Genomic DNA, 23,272 nt, shown 5'->3' with positions numbered 1-23,272 from the left:
GCTCATGGCCGATCGCACTATCTACGACACCACGGTCCCCAGTGCGGGATCGCGGGGCATGGCGCACCAGCGCATCCTGCGCATGCGCTTCCAGAACGCCTGGACGAACATCACCGGCGACGCCAACAACCTCAAGATGACGCCCTCCGCGGTCGCCATCGCATCCGAGCGCTACGGCCAGAAGGCCGCGCAGGCGTCGCAGAAGATGGCGGACAACTACGCCGTCACCTTCGGCGTAGAAGCCGTCCGCAACAACGCCGGCATGTTCGTCGCCGCGCAGGCCGCCATCCGCGAGCTGCTCAAGATCGGACGTCGCAACGGCGCCGATAACCTCGTCGACATCCAGTGGTTCGACGCGCTCGACGACGACGTGCCCGCCTTCCAGGGCACGTTCCGCGTGGAGTGGGACGACGCGAACGCGGGCTACGCCGAAGGCGCGGGCTGGTCGTTCACGCTCACGAGCGTCGGCCCCGTCCCGCAGATCACCTCGCCCATCGCGACCGGCGTCCCGCTCATCGAGAACGCACTCCCCGTCGGCAAGACCGTCGGCGACGTGATCTACGTCAAGGGCCACAAGTTCACCGGCACCACCGGCGTGACCATCAAGGCCGTCGCGGTCACGAAGTTCACGGTCATCGACGACAACACCATGTCGATCCTCATCCCGACCGGCGTCTCGGGTGCGTCGCCGATCATCGTCACCAACGCGGCCGGCGCCTCCACGGCGTACAGCTACCCCGCGGCCTGATCGCAGGAAGGGCAGGGCTTCCCATGATCACCACCGCACGAGTTGGACGAAACCTCCACATCACCGTCGAGGGGGTGGATGACCCCTACGTCATCCGCCCTCTCCCCGGCCACGCTGGCGTCCAGATCAGCGAGACCTTCCTCGGCTCCGCCGGCGGTCTCGGATCCGCCGAGGACCTCGCCGAGGCCCTCATGATGGCCGCCGACGGCGCGGTCCAGGACGAGGAGACCGGGCGCTGGAAGCCCCTCCCCGAAGACCAGCGCATCAACTACAACCGGCTGGGCCGCGAGCTTCGCCAGAGCGAGGCGGAGAGCGTGCTCATGCCCGCTTACTTCTGGCAGAGCATCCTCGGCGACGAGGGCGTGCGTCTGTACGTCGAGGGCGGTGAGGGTCTCAACGGCACCCTAAAAGCGACGGGGGCGATGGCCGGACGCTTGCGCCTCTTGCAGCATCGGACATCGCCCAATGGGGTATTGGGGATCCTGACCCAGACGGGACTTACCCCGACGGATACGCCTTCCCACCCGGCTGGCAAGAAGCCCGCAAGCGGCAAGCGGAAGAAGCGCAAACCCGCGCCGAGACGCTGACCGCTCACGAACTCTGGGCGATCCTCTGGCCCGAGCTGTTCGGCGAGGTCGAGCTGGACCTCGCCGCAGCCGGGCTGATCGCCGACCTCGATCACGCCCTGACCACCCACACCTGGCACTTCGTCCGAGCCGCCGTGATGCGCGTCAGCCGCGCACCCGGCTCGTGGCTCAGATTGGAGATCGAGCGTGGGATTCGACGCAGGAGCGCTGCTCTTCAAGATTCAGGCCGTCGGGGCCCAACTGTTCAAGCAGGACATGCGGGAGTCGAAGACGGCGATCGAGGGGGTCGACCAGGCCTCATCGAAGGCGAAGACCTCCGCTGACGGGCTCGGCAAGTCGACCGACGACGTCGCCGACAGCGCCAAGAAGGCGAAGCAGCCGCTCGACGAGCAGGCGAAGGCGACGAAGGACACGGGCGACGAGTCCGACAACGCCGCGCCCAAGCAGAAGAAGCAGGCGAAGACCACCGAGGAGCAGGCCGAGGCCGCGAAGAAGCTCGCGGCGATCGCCGTCACCGCTGGTCTCGCCATCGCGGCGATGGTCGGTCTCTCGGTCGCGAAGTTCACCGAGTTCGACGCTCAGATGGCGAACACCTCGGCGGCCACGATGGCGACCGCTTCGGAACAGCGCGAGCTGGCCGATGCGGCGCTCGAGGCCGGTGCCGACACGGCGTACAGCGCCACCGAGGCCGCCGCGGCTCAGGAGGAGCTGGCGAAGGCCGGTCAGTCCGTCGCCGACATCACCGGCGGATCCCTCGCGGGGTCCCTGGCTCTCGCGGCTGCCGGCCAGCTCGAGGTCGCGCGCTCCGCCGAGATCATGGCGACGGTCCTCACGCAGTTCCGCCTGCCCGCGACGGACGCCTCCCGAGCTGCTGACGTGCTCGCTGCTGGCGCTGGCAAGGCGCAGGGGTCCGTGGACGATCTCGCGCTCGCGCTTACCTACGTCGGCCCCCTCGCCGCGTCGATGGGATGGTCGCTCGAGGAGACCGCGGGCACGATCGCCTACTTCTCGACGCAGGGCATCGCGGGCGAAAAGGCTGGCACCGCTCTCCGTGGCGTGCTCGCCGCTTTGCAGGCCCCGTCGATGGCGGCCTCCAAGGAGCTGGCGAAGTACAACATCCAGGTCTACGACGCCAATGGGAAGATGCTCGGCGCCGCCGGTGTCGCGCAGCAGCTCAAGGAGAAGCTGGGCGGCCTCACCGACCAGGAGCGCCTCGCCGCACTCGGTCGAATCTTCGGCAACGAGGCTCTCTCCGCCGCCACCCTGCTCTACGAAGGTGGCGCGGACGCGGTCTCGAAGTGGACCAGCGAGGTCGACGACAGCGGCTACGCCGCCGAGCAGGCCGCCATGCGTCAGGACAACCTGGCCGGCGACATCGAGAAGCTCGGCGGAGCGTTCGACACGGCCCTGATCAAGTCGGGGTCGGCGGCGAACGACACCCTTCGCGAGATGGTGCAGTCCGTCACTGCCCTCGTCGACTGGTTCACCGAGCTGCCCGACGGCGTCTCGCAGGCGGCCCTCGTGTTCGGCATCGCGACGGCAGCCATCGGGCTCTTCGCTGGCGGCGCCGTGATCGCCCGCGCCAAGGCGATCGAGCTGAAAGCGCAGCTCGACCTGACCAACGCGTCGATGGGCCGCACCGCGGTCGTCGGTGGTCTGGCGGGTATCGCGCTCACGGGCGTCATCGCCGTTGTCGGTCTCCTCGCCCAGGCGCACGCCGAGGCGAAGGCCAAGGTGGAGTCCTACGCGGACTCGCTCGCCGCTGGCACGAACCGCGTCACACACGCCACGCGCGAGCTCGCCTCCGAGGCCCTCTCGGCGCGGAAGAGCTTCCTGTGGATGGAACACGACTCGGCATACGACGCCGCGGAAAAGCTCGGCATCAGCCTCGACCTGGTGACGGACGCCGCGACCGGCAACGCCGACTCGCTCCGTCAGTTGCAAACCGAGCTGGACGCCGCGAGCAAGCTGAGCCTGGCTCACGCGGGCTCGGCGGGCGAGGTGCGCAACGCGGTCGAGCGCGAGACGGGTGCGATCGACGAGGCCATTCGTGTCGCCGACCAGAAGGCCGCTGCGGACGCCTCGGCGGCCCAGGCTGCCAAGGAGCACGAGAACGCCCTCTCGGCCCTCGCCGGTGCTGCCACCGACGCCGAGTTCGACATCGACTCGCTGGTCGACACGATCCTGAACTTCGGGTCGGCGGAGCTCGACGCTCGCGAGGCGGCGCGCAACTTCGAGGCCGCGATCGACGATCTGTCGGCCTCGGTTCAGGAGAACGGCGCCACCCTCGACATCGGCACGGACAAGGGCCGCGCGAATGAGAAGGCGCTCGACGCAATTGCCCAGGCGGCGCTCAAGACGGCGTCGGCAACGCTGACGCAGACCGGCTCGCAGGAGCAGGCTACGGCGGCGGTGCAGCGCGGTCGTGACGAGCTGATCAACGCGCTCGGCCAGTTCGGCATCACCGGGCAGGCCGCGCAGGACTACGCCGACAAGCTCGGTCTCATCCCCGCGAACATCAACACCGCGATCAACGCCGACACCTCGAAGGCGCAGATCGCCGTCGACTCCTACATCAGCCGCAACACGGGCCGCGAGGTGCTCCTGAAGATCGCTGGCGTGCCGGTGGCCCAGGGGCTCGGCGGTTCCGGCGGTCTGGTGCAGAAGGACGGCGGTGTCGTCAGCTACTACGCCGATGGCGCGGTCGAGCACCACGTCGCGCAGATCGCGCGCGCTGGCTCGATGCGGGTGTGGGGCGAGCCGGAAACGATGGGCGAGACGTACGTCCCACACGCGGAGGCGAAGCGGGCGCGGTCCGAGCAGATCATGTCGGAGACGGCGTCCCTGTTCGGCGGTCAGTACATCTCTCGCGACGCGGTCCAGTCGGGTCGCACTGGCGGCGGATCGACGCCCTCGATCTCGGTGCCCATCACGGTCGTCGGATCACCCGGCATGAACGTGGATCAACTCACCTCACGCGTGAAGACGGCGGTCATCCAAGAGATCGAGAGGAAGTTCAAGTGGTGATCTCGATCGCGCTCCCCACCCGCACCGTGACGAACGAGCTGTCCTACTCGCAGCCGTACCTCTCCGATGCGAAGCAGTTGCTGCAATCGGTCGAGGTGACCCCTCGCCGAGAGCAGCGGCCCGCCGACATCGGAGATTTCGATGACGACGACCCGGAAAGCCCGGGACTCGCCTTCACGATCTTCGGTGAGTACCGAGTGCCAGGGGGCGATTGGGACGCGTTCCGACGTGAGCTGAACTCGCTCGTCTCGCGCGGCTGGTTCGAGATCACCCTGACGACGTCCGTCGTGCGCACGCTCCGCGTCCGCGTCGCGGGAATCGTCGACTTCGACCTGATCGACGAAGCTGGCTACGCGAACTGGTCGATCCCGTTCTGGGCGCCCGATCCTCGCAAGTACGGCCCCTGGCAGGAACAGTCCACCGGCCTGCCGGTCGCTGGTCTGGGCGTGGAGTCGCCGCTCGTTTCGCCGCTCGTCCAGATCGGCGGCGGCTCCCCCGGACGTGTGGCGCTCCGCAACGCGGGCACGACGAACACGCTTCCCGAGGTCACCGTGTCCGGAGGGGCTGCGGCGCTGGGCGTGCAGCTCACGCGCATCGAAACCGGCGAACGCATCCGCCTCGAGTGGCCCATCCTGGCGACCGACGTGGTGCGCTTCTCCTTCGCTGACGGTCAGGTGTGGCTGAACGAGCAGACGCCCATCTCCGGTCGTCTCACGGTCGCCGAGTGGTGGACGCTCGGACCCGGTGAGACAGCGACCATCCAGTTCGAGGCGCTTGGCGCTGTCACGGACACGCCCACGCTCAAGGCGCGGTGGAGGGATGCGGACTCGTGAGGCTCTTCGTCGGCGACCTGGCCTCTGGTCGGAACATCCTCCCCATCCCGGCACGCGATGGCGAGTGGGAGATCCGCCGCAACCGAGCGGGCACGCTGTCCTGTGACGTCACGCTGTCGGCGAAGGCTCACCGTCGTCTCGACCTGTACCAGGCGGCGATGCCGGGGCGCTCCTACCTCGGCATCGCTGAGGGCGACTTCATCTTCGAAGCCGGGCCCATCTGGGAACACGACTACGACGACGACACCCGTCGGCTTCGCATCGACGCCGAGGGCATTTGGTCATTCCTGATGCGCCGGTTCATCATGCCCGCCGCTGTCGAGACCGTCGCTCTGCTCTTGCAGTCGGGCGACGACGCGGGCAAGCCCAACCCCGCGGTGGCGACCCTGTTCACCGGCGCGACGTGGCCCGCGATCGTGCGCCAGATCCTCCAGCAGGGCATGGCCCGCGCTGGCGGCGCCCTCCCGTTCGTGTTTGGCCCCGACGGTGTCGGCGCGCACGATAAGAGCTACGACGCGGCGTCGTTCAAGACGCAGGGCGAGGCGTTCACCGACCTCACCGAGCTCGTCGACGGGCCGGAGATCGAGTTTCGCGCCGAGTTCGCTCCCGGCGGGACCGGCGTGAGGTGGCGGCCACTCGTCGGGGACGACGCTCAACTGAAGATTGCCCGGATCGGTGCGCCGCATCGTTTCGACTTCTCGGCACCGCAGCGCACCGTTCGCAAGCTGCACGTTCGACGGAGTGCACGGGATCTGTCGTCCGAGGCGTGGGCTACGGGTGGCCGGCAGGCTGCCATCGCTCTCGTCTCCCGAGCGGCCTCAGACGCGCTCCAGAAGGCGGGCTTCCCGCGCATGGAATCCCTGTCGTCCGCTCACTCCACGGTGAAGGAACAGGCCACCCTCGACGCGTACGCGCAGGACGACCTCGCCCTGGGCTCCGGCCTCGCCGAGTGGTGGACGCTCGAGACGAACATCGACCGCGTCCCGATGGTCGGCTCGTTCACACTCGGCGACTACTGCGACGTCGTCCTGCGCCGGAACCCTTACCTTCCCGACGGGACGCACCGGCGCCGCATCGCAGCTCTCTCCGGTGAGCTGCGATCGCGGTGGGTCAAGGTCACAACGGATGAGGTGGTGGCCGCATGAGCTCTCGCATTCCCGCACCCAGCTCAGCTCTCGGGTCGCAAAGCGACGAAATTCAGCGGATGCGCCGGGACACGGACGATGCCCTTCGCATCGACGGGTCGCAGTTCGTGCGCTTGTACGAGAAGATGCAGACCCTCGTCGCTGGCATCGGCACGACGGTCAGCAATCTCGTCGCGCAACTCACGTACACGCGCGCCGAGGTGGATACCGCGCTCAGCGGCAAGGCGCCCACGGTGCACATCCACACGCAGGACCAGGTCACGGGCGTCTGGTCGAAGAACGTCGACAACGGCTCGAGCGGCACCGTCCGCACGGGTGACGTCTATGCCCCCGGCGCGGTCCTGTTCAACATCACCGGCACCCGGCGAACGGTGTGGATCGAGGACGCTACCGGGCGCCTCGGCTACGCCCCGTCGACCGAAGCCGCGAAGACGAAGATCCGGCCCGCCGAGATTGACCCGGCGGCGGTGCTCGCCGTTGAGCCGATGCTCTTCGAGTACATCGCTGAGTGGGAGGAGCGGAAGCGTCGCGCCGCGCTCCCCTCCCCGTTCTGGGACTGGAACCCCGACTACCAGGTCCACACCGAGGTCGGCTTCATCGCCGAGCAGCTCGACGAGCTCGGCCTCGGCTTCTGCGTCATCTATGGCCCCGACGGCGCGGTGCAGGGCATCGAGACGTCGCAGTTCGCGATCGCCCAGCAGGCGGCGCTGCGGCATCTCGCCGCGCAGGTCGCGTCCCTGCAATCCGACATGAAGACCGTTCTCTCCCGATTGGAGATCACCCCATGACCGCTCGTCCCGGTTTCCCCGCTGGCAGCGGCGCGGCCACGTTCCAGGACATCCGCCGCTCCCTCTCCGGGCAGCTCGCGAAGTCCGCCACCGGCGTCCTGCGCACGGGCATCCTCCCCATCACCACTGACCGGCTCATGGTCGGCACCGCGTCGATGGTCGTCAACGTGCAGACGTGCGTCATCGTCCACGACCGCAACGGCGCCGTCTACCTGCCGAACGACGGCGTTCAGCCCGTGCAGCTCTCGTCGGCGCCGTCGTCGGGCTCGCGCTGGTCGATCGTGTACTCGAAGCAGCGCGAGACGGAGGCGCCGTTCTCCGATGCCGCGGCGGGCCCGCTGATCGACAAGGTCGAGTCGACCCAGTCGGAGACCGCGGCGCGCAACCTGCTCCCCGCAGGCGCGCGCGAGCTCGGCGTGTGGAAGGTGGACGCCGGCGCGACGACCACCAACGCCGCATCCGGTGTCACCTACACCGAGACGGTCCCGTACACCGCGATGGAGGGCGGTGTCGTCCTCCTGCGCAACGCCGCCGAGATGGACGCCTGGGCGCCCCACGACGGCGCGCAGGCCTACCGCCTCGACACGAAGACGCTTCACGTCCGCGCTGGCGGGCTGTGGAGCCCCGCCGCGGGTGTCATGCCCCGCATCACCCTGTACCCGAACGGCACGCAGACGGTGAACAACCAGTTCGGCGTCTCGAACTGGGGCGCTCCCGGTGTCGGCGGATCGGATCAGTCGCTCGGGACGGACTGGTTCGAGTATGTCGTCGCCAACGGCATCGGCGTCGTCAAGGTGAAGAAGGCGGGCCGCTACCGCGTCGTGCTGCGCATGGCAGTGCAGAACGCGAACGGGCAGGGCATCGCCGCGTACATCATCAACAACGGCGACACCGCCAACCCCCTCGCCCAGGACACCGTGCTCACGCACCCGAACTACGGCACCATGCTGAAGCTCGACCTCGGCAGCATCCCACTCGCCGCGGACGCCGCTCTCGGGCTCTACATCCCCGCGGCATCCTCCGCGCTCGCCCTCGGCGGCACGGGGCGCGCGGCGGGACAGTTCGACGTGCAGTACCTGGGGCCGATCTCGTGACCCGGTATCAGAACGGCCAGGCGCCGCTGAGCGACCTGGTCTACCTCGGCCCCGAGTTCTATCTCCCCCACGGCACCGCGGCACGCTGGCGCGAGTTGCAGCGCCTCGCGTGGGAGAAGTACGGCGTCTGGCTCGTCGTCACCCCCGGGTGGAACGGTTACCGACCGCTCGACGTCCAGTTCGAGTACCGCAAGGACCTCGGCATCATGGCCGCTGTCCCCGGCACCTCGTCGCACGGCCTCACTTTCCGAGGCCGGGACATGGCCGCGATCGACGTCAACAACTGGCGCTCCCTGGCGGCCAGCGAGTCCCTCGCCTGGGCTCGCTTCGTCGCCCTGTGCAAGATCGTCGGCTTCATCGTCGACTTCGTCACGCCGCGCGAGCCGTGGCACATCGGCGACGAAGCCCCCTTCGACGCCCCGGCATTCGCCGCGGTCGTCATCAACCACGCCACCACGGCACCCGCGAAGCGGAGGAAGAAGACTATGAACATCACGGCTGCATACCGCGCGAAGAACGGCACCATCGCCGTTCAGGCGCGCCTCGGCGGGAAGCTCACCGAACTCGACGACCCGCGCGTGTGGGGCGCGGTGGCCGCGGCCACCGGCGCCGAGACCTTCCCGCTCACCGACGAGGAGTACCAGGTGCTCGCCGACCGTCACGGTCGTCTGAAGTACCCGGCCTTCGACACCACCGAGAACAAGCTGCCCCTGGTCGTCTACGCCGAGAACGGCGACGGCACGGTCTACCTCTACGAGGGCGGCGTCATCCGCTACCTCACCAACCCGAAGACGCTCGAGGTGCTCTTCGCGCAGGGTGCCCAGGCCGTCACCTGGCCGAAGGGCGAGATCGACAGCATGCGCAAGCAGCAGAGCTCGTGACGGGGGAACTGCTCGCGCTTCTGCTGTGGGTGGCGCAGACCGCGAACCCGTCTCCCACCGTGAGCATCCCGATCCGAGATGGGATCACCGAGGGTGGCCTCATCGTCGTCGGGATCCTCGTCATCGTCATCGTCGCCCTGGCTGTCGTCGGTCTCGTGATCCTGAAATTCGGGTCACAGATCAACTCGCGGATGAAGGCCGTCCAGGAGCAGGTCGCGAACGACCACAAGCACGCCGACGGCACGCCCATCAATCTGCGCGACGACCTCGACGGCAAGCACGACGAGAACGCCAAGAAGCTCGACAAGACGCTGGCGATCGTCACGACCATGCAGCGGGACATCGCGTTCCTCATGCGCCGGTCGATCGAACAGGACGACCGGATCGAGGACCTCGAGGACACGGGCGGGCTCACACGTCGATCTCGACGCAACCACGAAGACACCTGACCCCGGCAACCGCCGGGGTCTTCTCGTTCCGGAAGGACATCCCATGCTCAACCGTCAGGCCATCATCCTCGCGACCATCCGCACCGCGGTCCCCGCCGCGATCGGCTGGTTCCTCGCCCAGCTCATCGCCCGCATCCCCGCCGTCGCCGACGTCATCGCCACCATCGACTCGACGCTGGCGACCGCCGCCCCCGGCGTCCCCGGCCTGAACGTCGCCGCGCTCCTCAACGCCGCAGCCATCGGCCTCGTCGTCGCGGCGTACTACTGGCTCGTCCGGCAGCTCGGTCGCCGCTGGCCCGCCGTCGAGCGCTGGCTGCTCGGATCGGCGCAGCAGCCCATCGGGTACGCGAAGCAGACGCGCGACGGCGTCTGGGAGGTCACCAGCCTCCCGAACCCGTCCGACGTCGATCGCGAGACCTACCAGGCCGCACTCAAGCACCTCGACACCCCCGGAGGTCACGACCAGCCATGACCGTCGTCAACGTCACCGCCGCGCTCACCGCTCTCGGCGGGAGCGAGCCCGTCACGTCGGGGCGCATCACCGTCGAGTACCTGCGCGGGAAGGACGGCGAGCCCGCCACCCGCGCAGTCGGCGCGGCGGTGACGCTGCCGGCGCCCATCGTCATCGCGATCGTCGATGGCTCCCCCACCGAGCCTGTGGACGTGCCTCCCACTGACGGCACCTGCTACGCCCGCATCTGGGTGGAGTGTCGTGTGCCCCGCGACGCTGGCTTCCTCGAGCTGCCCGCCGTCGCCATCCCCGCCATGGGCCCGGTCGACATCACCGCGCTCGTGGCCGTCGATCCCGCGAGCTTCGAGCCGGTCACAACGGTCGTAACCGCGTGGCAACTCGCCGTCGACCAGGTCGCGGTGATGCAGGCCGATGTGACGGCCAAGAGCGTTCAGGCCGTCGAGGCCGCGGCTGACGCCGGCACGTTCGCCGAGGCCACCGACTTCGATGCGAACCGCGCGGGGCAGTCGGCTTTCGCAGCGGGCCAGTCCGCGGCGTCGGCGCTCGGGCACAAGAACGACGCGAAGACGTCGGCGGACACCGCGGCAGCCAGCGCGACATCGGCAGCAGGGTCGGTCGTCGCGGCGAGCACCGAACGCCAGGGCGCGGCGGATGAGCGCCTCGGCGCCCGCCAGGAGCGCCTGGACGCGCAGACCGCGCGGACGGGGGCTGAGTCCGCCCAGGCGGGCGCACAGACGGCCCGCACCGGCGCTGAGACGGCGCGTACCGGCTCGGAGGCGGCGAAGACGGGGGCGGAGGTCGCGCGTGACGCGGCCCAGGCGGCGACGTTCGCCGGCACCACGCCCGCCGCGGGCACCAGCCTCGACACCCTCACCACCCCGGGCATGTACCGCATCACCTACGGTGCGACAGTGGCGCAGGGCGCGCCGTTCGAGAACTTCTACGGCAGCCTCCGCGTCGAGATCCGCGCGGGCGGCGCGGTCACCCAGGTCGCGCGCAAGCACAACGCCCTCAGCGCCGACTCGGGGCAGTTCTGGCAGCGCACGCAGACCGGAGCCGGGTGGGGTGCATGGTTCACCTACTCGTCGAGCCGCGTCGGCTCTGCGGGCGAGGTGTTCCTCCGCACCGGCCTCACAACCGAGGCGCAACTCGCCACGGTCGGCGAGAGCCTCGGCACCTCGGACCTCAACACCATCGTCAAGACGGGAACATACGTCCAGGCCACGGGCTCGAATGCCACCCTCGCACGCAACTACCCGAAGGCGACCGTCGGCGGCGTGCTCGAGGTGGTGAGCCTCTTCGCGGGGTCCACCGTCCAGCGCCTTTACATCGCGTACGGGTCGGGACCGAACGTCCAGGTCGGGCACTACGAGCGCCGACAGAACGGCGGCGCGTGGGATCCGTGGGCGTTCTACGCTCGACGTCGGTGGGACCAGACGGCGGGCCGCGCGGCCTACGAGTACAACCCGGAGGCGGACGCTGAGCAGCTGATCTACGGCGACACCGGGTGGCGGAACATCACTACGTCGGTCGTCAACGGGTGGAACGCGAACAACCTCAGCATCCGCCGCGTCGGGCACCGCGCGACGCTGGTCGCCGAAGGTCTCACCGGGGCAGCCGCCACCGCGCAGCTCGCAATTGCACTGCCGTCGGGGTTCAGTGGCTCGGGTCTGCCTATCTCACCTCGCGGGCTCTTCCACTCGGCCACGTACCCGTCTGCTGTCTACCGGGCGTTCATCGGCGGCGTCTTGGAGTTGCAGTTCCCGGGTTGGACAACCGCGATGCCGACCGTGTTCGGCGAGATGTCCTGGTACACCTCGGACGCCTGGCCGACGTCGCTGCCGGGCTCCGCTTCTGGCACCATCCCGAGCGCGTGAGAGAGAGGCTGACATGGATCTGAAGGCACTGTCGATCGAAGAGCTCGAGGCGCACCTGAATGCGGTGCTGAACGAGCAGGAGCGGCGCGCCCGCCTCGCTCGCGTCCCCGAACAGGTGGCGCAGATGACCGCCCAGTACGTCGCCGACGGCGGCGACAAGGCAGCCATCATCGACGCCCTCACCGCAGAATAGGGCTGCATTCTGAAATGCAACTCGCGAATTGAAAGGTATTGGTATAGCGAAATTCACGCACAAATTGGTGTTTGGAAACGCGTGATAAACTAGTAAAGCCCCCAGTTTTATCTGAGGGCTTTACAAATCCGAAAGCAAGAGAGTTTGCCTCCGGCGTGGTAAGTCTGAACAACCCCATGCTACCGCAAACCTCTCTGGCTCGCACAGAGAGGAGACCCCATGGAATCGGTCGTGCTTGTAATGAGCCTGCTGCTGCTCATGCTGGTCGTGGTCAAGAAGTGACGACAGAGCCCCCGGCTACCCCCTTTTTCGCGGGGCGGCCGGGGGCTCCTCGTCGTTCGCTCAGTCGGTCTGCACGCCGAAGTGCGTGTCGGGGCCGAGCTTGAGGCTCACGTGCCCGCCGCCGGCAAGGTCGAACCAGAATGTTGACGGTCCGTGCTCGGCGGCGTGGTCCAGGTTGGCCTGGATGATGCGGCGGTGCCCTTCATCGTCGATCCGGTGATCTAGCTCGAACACCGAACCGTAGTAGTGGATGCGCGTCACCATGGTCGCGTCACCCCACCGACTCGGGGCGCTGGGCGTACTTCTCCTCGATCGCGTCCCGGTTGGCGACCTGCCACCGCGTGTGACGCTTCATCCCCTCGGCCACCGCGGCGGTGATCACGAAGTAGAGCGCGAAGAGGCCGATGCCCCACCCGAACAGCATTAGAACGAGAGCAGAGCCGTCCATAGAAACCCCCCAAGGTCGAAGTCGAATGACGCGAGCATAATCCTGCCGGGTCTTCGGCGCCCAGGGAATGATGTCGGAGGTCCGTGCGATCGTCGCCGTCATCCATGATGATCGCACTTCGGAGGTGACACCGGGGGCGTCGTCGTCATGGGTGGTTGTGCAGACTGGACTGCTCGCGCAAGCTCATTCGGGTCGGGACCGGAAACCTGCAATACTCATCGGGTGGACGAACAAGATGAACTGCGCGTCGGCCTCCAGTGGGTGGGTGATTTGATCTCGCCGCCGAGTCCGGCCAACCAGATCCTGATCATGGCCGATTCGCCTGTAGTGGGTTCGACCCAGGCTGACTCGCACGTCTTGATGTTCGGCTATGTCTCTCCGCCGGCCGTAAGCGGAGATCTGACCCCGCAGCAGGTGGAGCAGCTGATTAGTCAGCCACTCCCGGTCATGCCCATCTCGCGGGTCGTTCTGACTACACCTCGTCTGCGCGAGTTCCGGGACGTCATCAACAAACATCTCGCGCAAACTACGGGCGAGGTCTGACGGATGTACCGCAAGGCATCCACGGCGGGTGCCGTCGTGCTGGCGTTGACGGCCGCTCCTAGCGCCGCGCTTCCGATCCGTATCGACGCATCCGAGGTCCGCCCTGCGTCTCTTTCTTCTGACATGAGCTCCACGTCTGCGAAGGCTGCGCCCCGACTATTGCCCCCCGCCTCGCGATGGGGAAAGATCTCGAGCATGGTCATGGGGGCAGTGTCAGATGCTCGAGCCGAGGGAAACCCAATTGGCATAGCCGCATCGCAGAAGGCCTATGGCATCGCCGCAGCATTGCAGGCGCCCGGCGCGCCTGTACCCGCGATTGTGGACAACGAGCTTGGCGGGATCGCGTTTTTTTGGAAGGGTGTCTCGCGCGAGATCCAGATCGAGATCGATGCTGACAACTCCTATTTTGTACGCATCAAGCAAGGAAACACGGTGAAGTTCACCGAAGAAGGCTTCGGGAACGTGCCCATAGATCCAGTGAACACGGCTCTGCGCGAATGGGCCGCTGAGCGTCGGGCGTCCCTCGCTGTCACGGCATGACGGCGCGCATAGACATCGATGCGCTGCCAGGCGCGGATGCGGATCTCACCTACGCGCGCCGCGTGCCTGCTACCTGCGTGACTGAGAACGCTGACACCGGAACTCTCGAACTCGTCCCGGTCAAGGCTTTTGTCTTCAATCCTGACCTGTCGATACACCAGGAAGAGATCGTCCATCAGCTGGGATCCACCATCCCGAAGGAGTACGACGTCCCGACGAACGGCGTGCTCTATGTTCCAGTGCGACTGCTCACTAATGCAGGGGCGCTTCTGAAGTACACACCACATCAACGAGAACCCATCCTCGGCCCTGCGCACCATTCTTTGTTTGGGGCCAGCCGGACGCCGAGCAAAACGGATAAGGCTGCAATGCGCGATGTATTGGTCGAGTCGTGCGTCTGGGCCGCTCAGCCCGACGTCAGTCAGGCCGCCTAGACCACGCACGTGCTCGTCTGACGCACCACCATACGACGCCCCCGGCGCCTGCTCACTCGAGCGGGACGCCGGGGGAGTTTTGTCGTTCACCGGGACCGCGACTCAGCTTCGAGGCGGTCGATGCGGCGGGCCATCTGGAGCGCGAGGGCGAGAAGTCCCTCGAAAGACCGGTCGATGTGGGCGTCTCGAGGACTCACGCCGAGTTTCCCGGATCCACGGTCGTGCTCGATGCTTGTGATCACGGCTCGGACTTCGTCTTCCATCGTCATGTCAGGCAAGCTACCGGACGCGCGAGCGGATCAGACGTGGCGGACGTGCAGCAGGATCCATCCGTCGGGCACCTGCGCCCGCAGTGCGTCCATGTCGGCGGCTTCAATGTCGCGTGCCCCGTCGCGGCGGGAGAACGTACCGGTCGCGGTGAGCAGCGTCGTCCCGCCCGTCATCTTCACCGGCACGTTCACCAGGTCGAACCCGGCCGGCGCCTGAGCCTCGAGAGTCTCCTGCACTTCGGAGAGGGAGTGGCCTTCGACGTCGATGGTGGTGGTCTCGCGGGGGCGGATGGTTCCGATCAGCACATCAGCCATCGTACGAGCCCCGCTACGGTGGCCTGATGAAGCCCATCGACTTCGACGCCCTGGAAGATATCGCAGCTGAGCTCCGCGACGCGTCCGCGACCCTGGAAGCCGTCTTCGCGGCTCGCGGTGTGCCGGCGGGCGCGGGGATCGCCAGCGACGACTACGAAGCGATGGCAGCGGTCGACCGGATGCGCCGCGCCCTTGCCCGCCAGGCTGTCTGGCTCGACGCGACTATCTGACCGCACCGAACCCGGTCGTCCCGTGCGCGGGCGCTGAGCGGCGTTCCCGGCCCACGTGCGCCCACTCCGCAGCGCCGGGGATCTCGGCGATGATCGCGGCCACCAGTGCGGCGGTGTGCTCGTCGTCGTAGTACCCCGCCCAGCGGCCCGCCTCGAACGCGAGCACGTCGCCACGGTCGCCGGCCACCTCGAGTAGCTCGGCGATCACCGGGGCCGTGTCACGCTCATACCTGTTGCGTGAGCAGATGGTCGAGAGACGGATGCCGAGCATCACGTCAGGGTGCAGGGGGCGGGACATGGCGCGAGGCTACGCCCGCACTCCGACACTGGCATCAGCGGCCCTGCGAGCGCCGCTTTGCCTCCCCGGGAACGATCCACCTCCGTCGATGCCGTCTGCGCACGCGCATCGCATCGAAGTTTTCTACTACGTTTTCCACGCATAAGTACTCATTTTAGGTACCTTCTTTCGAATTTTCGTACGGTCGAGTCACGACCTCGAACCTCTCGAAAGGAGACTCATGGGTTACATCACACCGTGCGACGCATCCATCACGGATACGTGGCAGGGACACAAGAATCGGAACCCGCCCTCTCAGGAACCCGGCACCGACTACGGCGCCGCCCGCGGGACCCCCGTCCGATGCGCCGAAGCCGGCACCGTTGTCGACCTCCAGTCCAGCCCCTCGGGCGCGACCGGACGATACGTGACGGTCAACCTCGACGACGGACGCCGAGTCCGCTACCTCCACCTCTCCCAGGTCACCGTCGGCGTCGGCGCTCGCGTCAGCCGCGGCCAGACCATTGCCCTCTCCGGTGCATCCGGATTCGGCAGCGAGACCGGATACGGCGCACACGTCCACGTCAGCCTCTGGTCCTCGCCGGGCCAGAGCATCAGCAACACCATCGATTTCCAGCTCTACGTCGGAAACGCCACCACCCCTCCTCAGGAAGAAGACGACATGTTCAACGAAGACGACCGCAACCTGCTGCGCAACGCCTCCAACGCCCGCAAGCCGTTCGTGCGCATCCAGTCCACCAACCGCGGCATCGCGCTCATCGGCCCCAACTACTTCCGCGGCCTCGCCCCCAGCGAGCTCACCGCCTCGGCCTCGCTGATCTCGGAGCACTTCTCGCTCTCGGACGCAGACTGGGACATCTTCAAGGCGATCGCCATCGGCGGGGAGACGGCTGACCTCGGCCCCATCCGCACCGAAGCCCGCCCCCTGAAGCTGTACCGCTACAAGGGCAACCTCATCGTCATCGGCCCCGGCGGCAAGCAGTGGAACGTCCCCTCGGACGCCTACCGCGTGCTGCTCCAGGCCGTCGGCCTCGTCGGCGACGTCACCCGCGACCTCGGCTCCGGCGACAACGAGCTCAACTTCATTAAGCAGGTCCTCGAGTCGGTCTCGCCCGACCCGGCCACCTCGGCGCAGACCGCTCGCGTGATGAGCATCAAGCAGTCGGACGCGGAGAAGCTCGCCGCCACCATCGAGGGCGACCGCGCTTAATCGAGCCCCATACGGATTGCCCCCGGCACTCCCCAATAGCGTCGGGGGCCTTCCGCGGAGCACGGATCTCACCTCTCGAAAGGAGACACATGGGTTACGTCACTCCATGCGACGCAGCTGTAACGGACACCTGGCAGGGCCACAAGAACCGTTCAACACCCTCTGCGGAGCCCGGAACGGACTACGGATGCGGCTATGGCACCCCAATCCGCGCCGCCGAAGCCGGGGTCGTCGACCTCGTGCACTCATCGCCTACCACCGCGATGGGCCGCCACGTCGGCATCAGGCTCGACGACGGGCGTTACGTCCGCTACCTCCACCTCTCTGAAACCCTCGTCTCCGTGGGTCAGCGCGTTGGACGGGCGCAGACCATCGCGCGCTCGGGCGCGTCGGCAAACGGTGGCAACTACAACTCGGGCGTCCACGTCCACGTCAGCCTCTGGTCCGCCCCTGGCCAAGCTGTCGGAAACACCATCGACTTCGAGCGATATCTCGGAGCATCCACTAACCCGTCTGAGGAGGACGACTTGACCCCTGAACAGGACACCCGGCTGAAGAACATCGAGAACATGCTGATCGGCAACGGATCCGCCGTCGCAATTCAGCCCGGCGGCAGCCTCGACCGGCTGCGCGCCATCGAGAACGTGCTGATTGGCGATGGCTCGCGCGCCGCCGCGCAGGAGGGCAGTGTCGCGAAAGCGGTGAAAGACCTCCGTAGCCGGCTCAACCCGGCTGCCCACGCGAACGGGCAGCCGATGCTGATCGCCTCGCAGGGCGACATCGACATCGTCCTTCAGGCAATCGAAAACGCTTCCTGAGTCTAGAAAAAAGCGATCAACGCCCCCGGCGACAACCATCACAAGGTGCCGCCGGGGGCGTCCCTCGTTTCTGCAGTTCCGTTAGCGATACTCGACTCCTCGGACGGGGGTGGCCCACAGTCCGAACGCTGTCAACTCGTGGATGGACGCTGATCGGCAATGACGGCCTAGATCCACCCACCCTGCGACGCGGGGTCAGCGAGTCTGCGCGCGTTGCTTCGCGTCTTCGGCGACACGCCACTTCCAGTAGCGTTTCATGCCCTCGGTCACGGCCTCGCGCACGGCGAGGTACGTCAGCACGAACGCGACCCCGACCCCGATGATGATGCCGAACACCGACAGGATGACCGTCTGAGCTTCCATGACTCCCCCTCTGATCTCTCGGTCGAGCGTATCCCCGTCAATGTCGGAGGCCCCTCGTACCGTCGTGCACATGATGATCCCGACCCGCGAGCTCCTTGACTTCGAGGAAGCGTGGCCGCGGTGGTCCGGTCGGAAGGACGAAGCGATCCGCGCCCGTTTCGGCGTGACGCCCGCCCGATACTTCCAGATGCTCCACCGCGTGCTCGACACCGAAGACGCGCTGACCGAGCGCCCCATGCTCGTGCTCCGCCTCCGACGCCTCCGTGACGCAGCGGCCCAGGAGCAGCGTCGGCGGGCCGGATGAAAACGATGGGTTTTCGATGGCTTCGGGCCCCTCGGGCACCCGACCAGGGCCGAGATTCCCGGAATTACGTGCCGGCTACAGGACTTGAACCTGCAACCCCCGTATTACAAGTACGGTGCGCTACCAATTGCGCCAAGCCGGCGTGAGACGGGGAGCGTCTCGATGGACGAGTCTAGAGCGGCGGGCGGGCCGCTCCCGACGCATCAGACGGCGTGGGTTCCGCTCTCGCGGTCCCACTCGAGGGACTTCCACTGCAGGAAAGAGCAGAGGTTGCCCGCGACGACGAGTTCGGCGGCCAAGCTCGCCATCTCGTGCGGCGTGAGGGTGAGATCGTCGGGACGCGACGTCAACGTCGCCTCCCACAGCGGCTCGTCGTAGCCCTTGGGCTGCATGTAGATCGACGCGCGCGCGTTCATCAGGTTCATCACCACGAGACCGGTGTCCTGACTGTCGGCGTCCTCTTGCTCGACGACCTTCAGCTGGCCGGCGAACAGGTGCCCCTGCTCACGGAACTCCTGCACCCAAACCTTCAGCTGCGCCAGGGACCGCCGCGGCGGGGAGTCCTCAAGCTTCTCGTTCATATGACCAGAATCGCACACCACAGGCCTCTTCGAGGGATCGAATCAGCCCGCGGGCGTCGTCGACGGGGTGGTCGACGGCGTCGGGGTGGCGGTCGAGTAGTACGCGTTGCTGTCGACCGTGAGCACGAACTGGGCGAACTCCTTCGCGTCGTCCATATTCCCCACGTACTCGGTGCCGTTGACGAGCACGGTCGGGGTCGCCGTCAGCGCCTGCCCCTTCGTGCCGGGCAGCCCCTTGATGGCGCGATCGGTCGCCGCCTTCGCCCAGGCCGTGTAGGTCTCGTCTTCGATGCAGTCGCGCACCGTGCCGATGTCGCTCACGCCCGCGCCCTGCGCCATGTCGGCGAGCTGCTGGTCGCTGTAGCCGTCGGAATCGACAGCGGGCTGGTTGGTGAGCAGCTCGTGGTTGAACGCGAAGAACCGGTCGGACGAGTGGGTCGCGACGCAGGCGGCGGCACCGGCCGCACGCAGGCTGTACTTCGTGCCGTTGGACTTGGACGTCAACATCGCCACGGGGTAATAGGTGAGGGTCGCAGCCTTGTCTCCGACCCACTTCGACAGCTGGCTGGCGTTCGCGGCTTGGAACTCGCGGGCCTCGGCCGACATGTAGTCGACGTACACGCGGATGTCGACGGGAGCGGCCGTGCCCGTGGGCTCCGGCGTCGCCTCGGCGGTGGGCGCGGGCGCGTCTCCGGGAGGAGTGGCCTGGGCCGACGTCGTGCCGGCGCTGCCGTCGACGGTCTGGTCGGCGAGGGGGTCGGCCACCTGCGAGGCGTTGGTGATCACGAAGCCGTCGTCGGTCGCCGCGTCGGGGAGAGCCTGCGAGCGGGCCTCGCGGGAGTTCAAGGCGAACGAGACTCCCACCGCGGCGACCGCGATCACGGCGACGGCGCCCACGCCCAGCAGCGAGCGGCGCACGATACGCCACCGCGTCTGCTTCGCCTTGACCTGCTGCGCCTTCTCGCGCACCGCCTCGCGGCGGTCGCGTTCTGCTGGCACATTCGGTGACTGGTCGTTGGACATGAAACCTTCCGGGCACGGACGATGCCGCATGAAATCAGGGGGGCCGCGCGGGTGGGGCGACCGAGCATCGATGGTAGCCAGGCTGGCTGAGAAATGACCAGACACGTGCGATACTGACGAATACGCCCAGCGTCGGGCGCACGGGGTCGCCCCCGTTCATTCCATTCACTACGGATCGTCCGGCACGTACCTGCCGGTGAAGGAGAAGAAAACATGGCGTCCGTCACCTTCGACAACGCAACCCGTCTGTACCCGGGCGGAACCCGCCCCGCGGTGGACAAGCTGAACCTCGACGTCGCAGACGGCGAGTTCCTCGTTCTCGTCGGCCCCTCGGGCTGCGGAAAGTCCACGTCGCTGCGCATGCTCGCCGGCCTCGAAGAGGTCAACTCGGGCCGTATCCTCATCGGCGACCGCGACGTCACCGACGTCCCGCCGAAGGACCGCGACATCGCGATGGTGTTCCAGAACTACGCGCTGTACCCGCACATGACCGTCGCCGAGAACATGGGCTTCGCGCTCAAGATCGCCGGTGTCGGCAAAGAAGAGCGCGCCGCCCGCGTGCTCGAGGCCGCCAAACTGCTCGACCTCGAGCAGTACCTGACCCGCAAGCCCAAGGCCCTCTCGGGTGGTCAGCGTCAGCGCGTCGCCATGGGTCGCGCGATCGTCCGTCAGCCCCAGGTCTTCCTCATGGACGAGCCGCTGTCGAACCTCGACGCCAAGCTCCGCGTGCAGACGCGCACCCAGATCGCATCGCTCCAGCGTCGCCTCGGCGTCACCACGGTCTACGTCACGCACGACCAGACCGAGGCGCTCACCATGGGCGACCGCATCGCCGTGCTGAAGGACGGCCTGCTCCAGCAGGTGGGCACCCCGCGCGACCTGTACGAGACCCCGAAGAACGTCTTCGTGGCCGGCTTCATCGGCTCGCCCGCGATGAACCTCTTCACCGCCGACCTGGCCGAGGGTGGCGTGCAGTTCGGCAACCTGGTCGTTCCCGTCGAAGCCGACACCATCGGCAAGGCCAACGGCTCCGAGGTCACCATCGGCGTGCGTCCCGAGGACATCCAGGTCGCTCCCGCCGACGGCCGCGGCCTCTCGGTCGTCGTCGACCTCGTCGAGGAGCTCGGCGCCGACGGCTACCTCTACGGTCACACCGACATCAACGGCAAGCGCACCGACCTGGTCGCGCGCGTCGACGGCCGCCGTCACCCCAACGCGGGCGAGACGGTCGTGCTGGCGCCGGTCCCCGGCCACGTGCACGTCTTCGACGTCGAGACGGGCGAGCGCCTGACCGACCGGGCCATCGCTTCGGCCTGACCCACGCTTCGACACGGCGCGTCCTCGATCCCGATCCGTCGGGTCGGGGGCGCGCCGCACCGTTTCCCCCGGAGGTACCCGTGTCCGAATCCCTCAGCATCACGGCCAGCACCGTCGACCCGGGCCTCCTGCAGCTGCCCTGGTCGACCGGTCTCGCCGACTGGCCCAGCAGCCACATCGTGGCGCTCCCGAAGGGCATCTCGCGGCACCTCGTGCGCTTCGCCAACCTGTCGGGTCGGGTCGTCGCCATCAAAGAGACGACCGAAGAGATGGCGCGGCGCGAGTACGACATGCTCGGCAACCTCGACCGTCTCGACGCCCCCTGCGTCGACCGCGTCGCGGTGATCGCCGGTCGCACCGACGCCTCGGGTCGCCCCCTCCCCGCGGCGCTCGTCACGGCGCACCTGCGCTTCTCGCTCCCGTATCGCGCCCTGTTCACGCAGGTGCTCCGCCCGCACACCGCGACGCGCCTCGTCGACGCCCTGGCCGTGCTGCTGGTGCGTCTGCACAACGTGGGCTTCTACTGGGGCGACGTCTCACTGTCGAACACCCTCTTCCGCCGCGACGCCGGCGAGTTCGCCGCGTACCTGGTCGACGCCGAGACGGGTGAGCTGCACGGCAACCGCCTGACGCCGGGTCAGCGTGCGCACGATCTCGACATCGCCCGCATCAACATCGCCGGCGAGATCATGGATCTCGAAGCCGGGGGCCGCCTCGAGGGCGGAGTGGATGCCGTGGCCATCGCCGACGGTCTCGTCTCGTCGTATCACTCGCTGTGGGGGGCTCTCACCGACAAGGAGTCCTTCGCCGTCGACGAGTCGTGGCGCATCACCGAGCGCGTGCATCGGTTGAACGCCCTCGGCTTCGACATCGGCGAGATGTCGATCCGCACGGCCAGCGACGGCACGAAGGTGTCGATCCAACCCAAGGTGGTGGATGCCGGACACCACCAGCGCCGCCTGCTCCGTCTGACCGGCCTCGATGTCGAAGAGAACCAGGCCCGTCGACTGCTCAACGACCTGGACGAGTTCCGGGCCCGCGTGTCACGCCTCGGCGCCGATGAAGAGATGGTCGCGCACGAGTGGCTCACCCGCGTGTTCGAGCCGATCGTCATGGCGATCCCGTGGGACCTGCGCGCCAAGCTCGAGCCCGCCGAGGTGTTCCACCAGGTGCTCGAGCACCGCTGGTACATGTCGCAGGCGCGCGGTCGTTCGGTGCCCCTGGCCGAGGTCGTGAGTTCGTACATCGACGACGTCCTGCGTCACCGTCGCGACGAGGCCACCGTGATGGGCCCGCCCACCGACACGATGTCGCTGCCGACGGTCTCCGACGCCGACGCTCCCGAAACCGGTGAGGTCCCCACGACCGACACCGACGCGGTGGACTGGCGCGACCTGGTCTGACCGCTCCTCGGGCCGGGCACCGCGCGCCCGGAACGACGAAGGCCGTGGCGTCCGGATTCGATCCCGGATGCCACGGCCTCGGTGTCTCGCGGGCTCAGTACCCCACGGTGAAGCGCTCGCGCGTGTGCTTCGGGTTCTCGATCTCGTCGAGGACCGCGATCGCGAAGTCGGCACCGCCGATGAACGAGTTGCCTTCGTCGTCGACGACGAGCACGTCGCCGCCGTCGCGGTACGACCCGGTGCGCTCTCCCGGCGCCCACGCGCCGAAGCCTCCGGCGGGGTGGAGGTAGAACCAGTCGCGACCGGTGTCGTCAGCCTGGAGGTCTTCGAGGATGCCGTACGCCTCGAGGGCCTCGGGCTTGAACTCCTCGGTGAACTCGGCGGTGTCGACCAGGCGCGGGCCGCCCTCGGCGACCAGCGATCCACCCGCGCCACCCACGACGCCGATGCGGACGCCGTCGGGGAGCGCGGCCACGAGCTCGGCGATCGCGGGGCGCAGCTTGCCCTCCATGTCGCCGCGGGGGGCCACGGCCGACACGACCACGTCGACCCCCTCGAGCTCGGCGACGAGCCCGGGGACGTCGAGCACGGTGCCTTCGACGTAGGTCGCTCCCTCGATGCGCTCGGCCGGAACCGAGCGGGCGACCGAGACCACGGTGTGGCCGCGGCGCACGGCTTCGGTCACGATGTGGCTGCCGGCGTAGCCGGTGCCTCCGATGACGGCGATGCGGGGCATGGGCGTTCCTTTCGTCAGTCTGCTGGACGGAACCACGTCCTCCTCCAGCGTGCCGTGATCGGGG

The 23,272-nt window shown here is 67.7% G+C and carries 29 protein-coding genes and 1 tRNA gene; 21 read left to right on the top strand and 9 right to left on the bottom strand.

The window, feature by feature from the left end; all coding sequences use genetic code 11:
• The first annotated feature begins 4 nt into the window (after nt 1-4).
• From AB6V31_RS09895 to AB6V31_RS09840, 12 genes are all read left to right on the top strand, one after another.
• Entirely contained in the window at nt 5-748 is a 744-nt protein-coding gene (locus AB6V31_RS09895) for an IPT/TIG domain-containing protein (RefSeq protein WP_369365361.1), read from the top strand.
• A 23-nt stretch (nt 749-771) separates the two neighbouring features.
• Nucleotides 772-1,335: a hypothetical protein gene (locus tag AB6V31_RS09890; RefSeq protein ID WP_369365359.1), complete on the top strand. Its 564-nt coding sequence runs from the start codon at nt 772-774 to the stop codon at nt 1,333-1,335.
• 186 nt (nt 1,336-1,521) lie between these two features.
• Nucleotides 1,522-4,362 (top strand): phage tail tape measure protein, encoded by a 2,841-nt coding sequence (locus AB6V31_RS09885; protein WP_369365358.1) that lies wholly within the window; start codon nt 1,522-1,524, stop codon nt 4,360-4,362.
• Complete coding sequence (locus AB6V31_RS09880) at nt 4,356-5,195, top strand: hypothetical protein (protein ID WP_369365357.1); 840 nt, start codon at nt 4,356-4,358, stop codon at nt 5,193-5,195. Before AB6V31_RS09885 ends, AB6V31_RS09880 begins: the two co-directional genes overlap by 7 nt.
• Nucleotides 5,192-6,340, top strand: coding sequence for a hypothetical protein (locus tag AB6V31_RS09875; protein WP_369365355.1), 1,149 nt, complete (start codon nt 5,192-5,194; stop codon nt 6,338-6,340). Before AB6V31_RS09880 ends, AB6V31_RS09875 begins: the two co-directional genes overlap by 4 nt.
• Before the next feature lie 59 nt (nt 6,341-6,399).
• Entirely contained in the window at nt 6,400-7,128 is a 729-nt protein-coding gene (locus tag AB6V31_RS09870; RefSeq protein WP_369365354.1) for a hypothetical protein, read from the top strand.
• Nucleotides 7,125-8,222 carry a hypothetical protein gene (locus AB6V31_RS09865; protein WP_369365352.1) on the top strand — a complete coding sequence of 366 codons (1,098 nt, stop codon included), beginning with the start codon at nt 7,125-7,127 and terminating at the stop codon, nt 8,220-8,222. The genes AB6V31_RS09870 and AB6V31_RS09865 overlap by 4 nt, the downstream gene beginning before the upstream one ends.
• The gene (locus AB6V31_RS09860; protein ID WP_369365351.1) at nt 8,219-9,103 is read left to right on the top strand and encodes a hypothetical protein; all 885 of its coding nucleotides are present in this window, start codon (nt 8,219-8,221) and stop codon (nt 9,101-9,103) included. Before AB6V31_RS09865 ends, AB6V31_RS09860 begins: the two co-directional genes overlap by 4 nt.
• Nucleotides 9,100-9,552, top strand: coding sequence for a hypothetical protein (locus AB6V31_RS09855; RefSeq protein ID WP_369365349.1), 453 nt, complete (start codon nt 9,100-9,102; stop codon nt 9,550-9,552). The genes AB6V31_RS09860 and AB6V31_RS09855 overlap by 4 nt, the downstream gene beginning before the upstream one ends.
• 43 nt (nt 9,553-9,595) lie before the next feature.
• Nucleotides 9,596-10,024, top strand: a complete 429-nt coding sequence (locus tag AB6V31_RS09850; protein ID WP_369365347.1) for a hypothetical protein — start codon at nt 9,596-9,598, stop codon at nt 10,022-10,024.
• Nucleotides 10,021-11,901 (top strand): hypothetical protein, encoded by a 1,881-nt coding sequence (locus AB6V31_RS09845; protein WP_369365345.1) that lies wholly within the window; start codon nt 10,021-10,023, stop codon nt 11,899-11,901. Before AB6V31_RS09850 ends, AB6V31_RS09845 begins: the two co-directional genes overlap by 4 nt.
• A gap of 13 nt (nt 11,902-11,914) precedes the next feature.
• The gene (locus AB6V31_RS09840) at nt 11,915-12,094 is read left to right on the top strand and encodes a hypothetical protein (RefSeq protein WP_369365344.1); all 180 of its coding nucleotides are present in this window, start codon (nt 11,915-11,917) and stop codon (nt 12,092-12,094) included.
• Between the two features lie 342 nt (nt 12,095-12,436).
• Here the strand turns inward: AB6V31_RS09840 and AB6V31_RS09835 are convergent, their stop codons facing one another.
• Nucleotides 12,437-12,640, bottom strand: a complete 204-nt coding sequence (locus AB6V31_RS09835; RefSeq protein WP_369365342.1) for a hypothetical protein — start codon at nt 12,638-12,640, stop codon at nt 12,437-12,439.
• A gap of 7 nt (nt 12,641-12,647) precedes the next feature.
• Nucleotides 12,648-12,824: a hypothetical protein gene (locus AB6V31_RS09830; protein WP_369365340.1), complete on the bottom strand. Its 177-nt coding sequence runs from the start codon at nt 12,822-12,824 to the stop codon at nt 12,648-12,650.
• A 222-nt stretch (nt 12,825-13,046) separates the two neighbouring features.
• Between AB6V31_RS09830 and AB6V31_RS09825 the strand changes: the two genes are divergently transcribed.
• The 3 genes from AB6V31_RS09825 (at nt 13,047) to AB6V31_RS09815 (ending at nt 14,341) form a co-directional block, all read left to right on the top strand.
• Nucleotides 13,047-13,367 (top strand): hypothetical protein, encoded by a 321-nt coding sequence (locus AB6V31_RS09825; protein WP_369365338.1) that lies wholly within the window; start codon nt 13,047-13,049, stop codon nt 13,365-13,367.
• A gap of 195 nt (nt 13,368-13,562) precedes the next feature.
• Complete coding sequence (locus tag AB6V31_RS09820) at nt 13,563-13,907, top strand: hypothetical protein (RefSeq protein WP_369365336.1); 345 nt, start codon at nt 13,563-13,565, stop codon at nt 13,905-13,907.
• Nucleotides 13,904-14,341: a hypothetical protein gene (locus tag AB6V31_RS09815; RefSeq protein ID WP_369365334.1), complete on the top strand. Its 438-nt coding sequence runs from the start codon at nt 13,904-13,906 to the stop codon at nt 14,339-14,341. Before AB6V31_RS09820 ends, AB6V31_RS09815 begins: the two co-directional genes overlap by 4 nt.
• Before the next feature lie 299 nt (nt 14,342-14,640).
• On the opposite strand, the gene AB6V31_RS09810 is transcribed toward AB6V31_RS09815, so the two are convergent.
• Nucleotides 14,641-14,925, bottom strand: coding sequence for a hypothetical protein (locus tag AB6V31_RS09810; RefSeq protein WP_369365333.1), 285 nt, complete (start codon nt 14,923-14,925; stop codon nt 14,641-14,643).
• Nucleotides 14,926-14,951: 26 nt separating this feature from the next.
• Here AB6V31_RS09810 and AB6V31_RS09805 point away from each other — a divergent pair, with 26 nt between their 5' ends.
• The gene (locus tag AB6V31_RS09805; RefSeq protein WP_369365331.1) at nt 14,952-15,155 is read left to right on the top strand and encodes a hypothetical protein; all 204 of its coding nucleotides are present in this window, start codon (nt 14,952-14,954) and stop codon (nt 15,153-15,155) included.
• Here AB6V31_RS09805 and AB6V31_RS09800 read toward each other — a convergent pair.
• Nucleotides 15,148-15,453 carry a hypothetical protein gene (locus AB6V31_RS09800; protein WP_369365330.1) on the bottom strand — a complete coding sequence of 102 codons (306 nt, stop codon included), beginning with the start codon at nt 15,451-15,453 and terminating at the stop codon, nt 15,148-15,150. The genes AB6V31_RS09805 and AB6V31_RS09800 overlap by 8 nt on opposite strands.
• Nucleotides 15,454-15,673: 220 nt before the next feature.
• On the opposite strand from AB6V31_RS09800, the gene AB6V31_RS09795 reads away from it, so the two are divergent.
• Nucleotides 15,674-16,663 (top strand): M23 family metallopeptidase, encoded by a 990-nt coding sequence (locus AB6V31_RS09795; protein WP_369365329.1) that lies wholly within the window; start codon nt 15,674-15,676, stop codon nt 16,661-16,663.
• Nucleotides 16,664-16,752: 89 nt separating this feature from the next.
• On the top strand, nt 16,753-17,481 hold the full coding sequence (locus AB6V31_RS09790) for a M23 family metallopeptidase (RefSeq protein ID WP_369365328.1): 729 nt from the start codon (nt 16,753-16,755) through the stop codon (nt 17,479-17,481).
• Between the two features lie 195 nt (nt 17,482-17,676).
• On the opposite strand, the gene AB6V31_RS09785 is transcribed toward AB6V31_RS09790, so the two are convergent.
• A complete protein-coding gene (locus AB6V31_RS09785) occupies nt 17,677-17,844 on the bottom strand; it encodes a hypothetical protein (RefSeq protein WP_369365326.1) in 168 nt (55 codons plus the stop codon).
• Nucleotides 17,845-17,914: 70 nt separating this feature from the next.
• Here AB6V31_RS09785 and AB6V31_RS09780 point away from each other — a divergent pair, with 70 nt between their 5' ends.
• Complete coding sequence (locus AB6V31_RS09780; protein WP_369365324.1) at nt 17,915-18,148, top strand: DUF3263 domain-containing protein; 234 nt, start codon at nt 17,915-17,917, stop codon at nt 18,146-18,148.
• A gap of 69 nt (nt 18,149-18,217) precedes the next feature.
• Here the strand turns inward: AB6V31_RS09780 and AB6V31_RS09775 are convergent.
• The 3 genes from AB6V31_RS09775 to AB6V31_RS09765 all read right to left on the bottom strand — a co-directional run bounded on the left by AB6V31_RS09775 (nt 18,218) and on the right by AB6V31_RS09765 (nt 19,728).
• Nucleotides 18,218-18,290 (bottom strand) — tRNA-Thr (locus AB6V31_RS09775).
• 61 nt (nt 18,291-18,351) lie between these two features.
• A complete protein-coding gene (locus AB6V31_RS09770; protein ID WP_056229222.1) occupies nt 18,352-18,729 on the bottom strand; it encodes a hypothetical protein in 378 nt (125 codons plus the stop codon).
• Nucleotides 18,730-18,771: 42 nt separating this feature from the next.
• On the bottom strand, nt 18,772-19,728 hold the full coding sequence (locus AB6V31_RS09765) for a DsbA family protein (protein ID WP_369365322.1): 957 nt from the start codon (nt 19,726-19,728) through the stop codon (nt 18,772-18,774).
• A gap of 237 nt (nt 19,729-19,965) precedes the next feature.
• Here AB6V31_RS09765 and AB6V31_RS09760 point away from each other — a divergent pair, with 237 nt between their 5' ends.
• The gene (locus tag AB6V31_RS09760) at nt 19,966-21,069 is read left to right on the top strand and encodes an ABC transporter ATP-binding protein (RefSeq protein WP_056229229.1); all 1,104 of its coding nucleotides are present in this window, start codon (nt 19,966-19,968) and stop codon (nt 21,067-21,069) included.
• Nucleotides 21,070-21,149: 80 nt separating this feature from the next.
• Complete coding sequence (locus AB6V31_RS09755) at nt 21,150-22,472, top strand: DUF4032 domain-containing protein (protein ID WP_279366486.1); 1,323 nt, start codon at nt 21,150-21,152, stop codon at nt 22,470-22,472.
• Nucleotides 22,473-22,566: 94 nt separating this feature from the next.
• Here AB6V31_RS09755 and AB6V31_RS09750 read toward each other — a convergent pair whose 3' ends face one another.
• A complete protein-coding gene (locus tag AB6V31_RS09750) occupies nt 22,567-23,208 on the bottom strand; it encodes an NAD(P)-dependent oxidoreductase (RefSeq protein ID WP_369365320.1) in 642 nt (213 codons plus the stop codon).
• Between the last annotated feature and the right edge of the window lie 64 nt (nt 23,209-23,272).

The sequence above is a fragment of the Microbacterium sp. 16-032 genome (assembly GCF_041079455.1).
GTDB lineage: Bacteria > Actinomycetota > Actinomycetes > Actinomycetales > Microbacteriaceae > Microbacterium > Microbacterium testaceum_A.
Note: the sequence above shows the minus strand (reverse complement) of the source record. Positions and strands in the feature narration are given on the sequence as shown.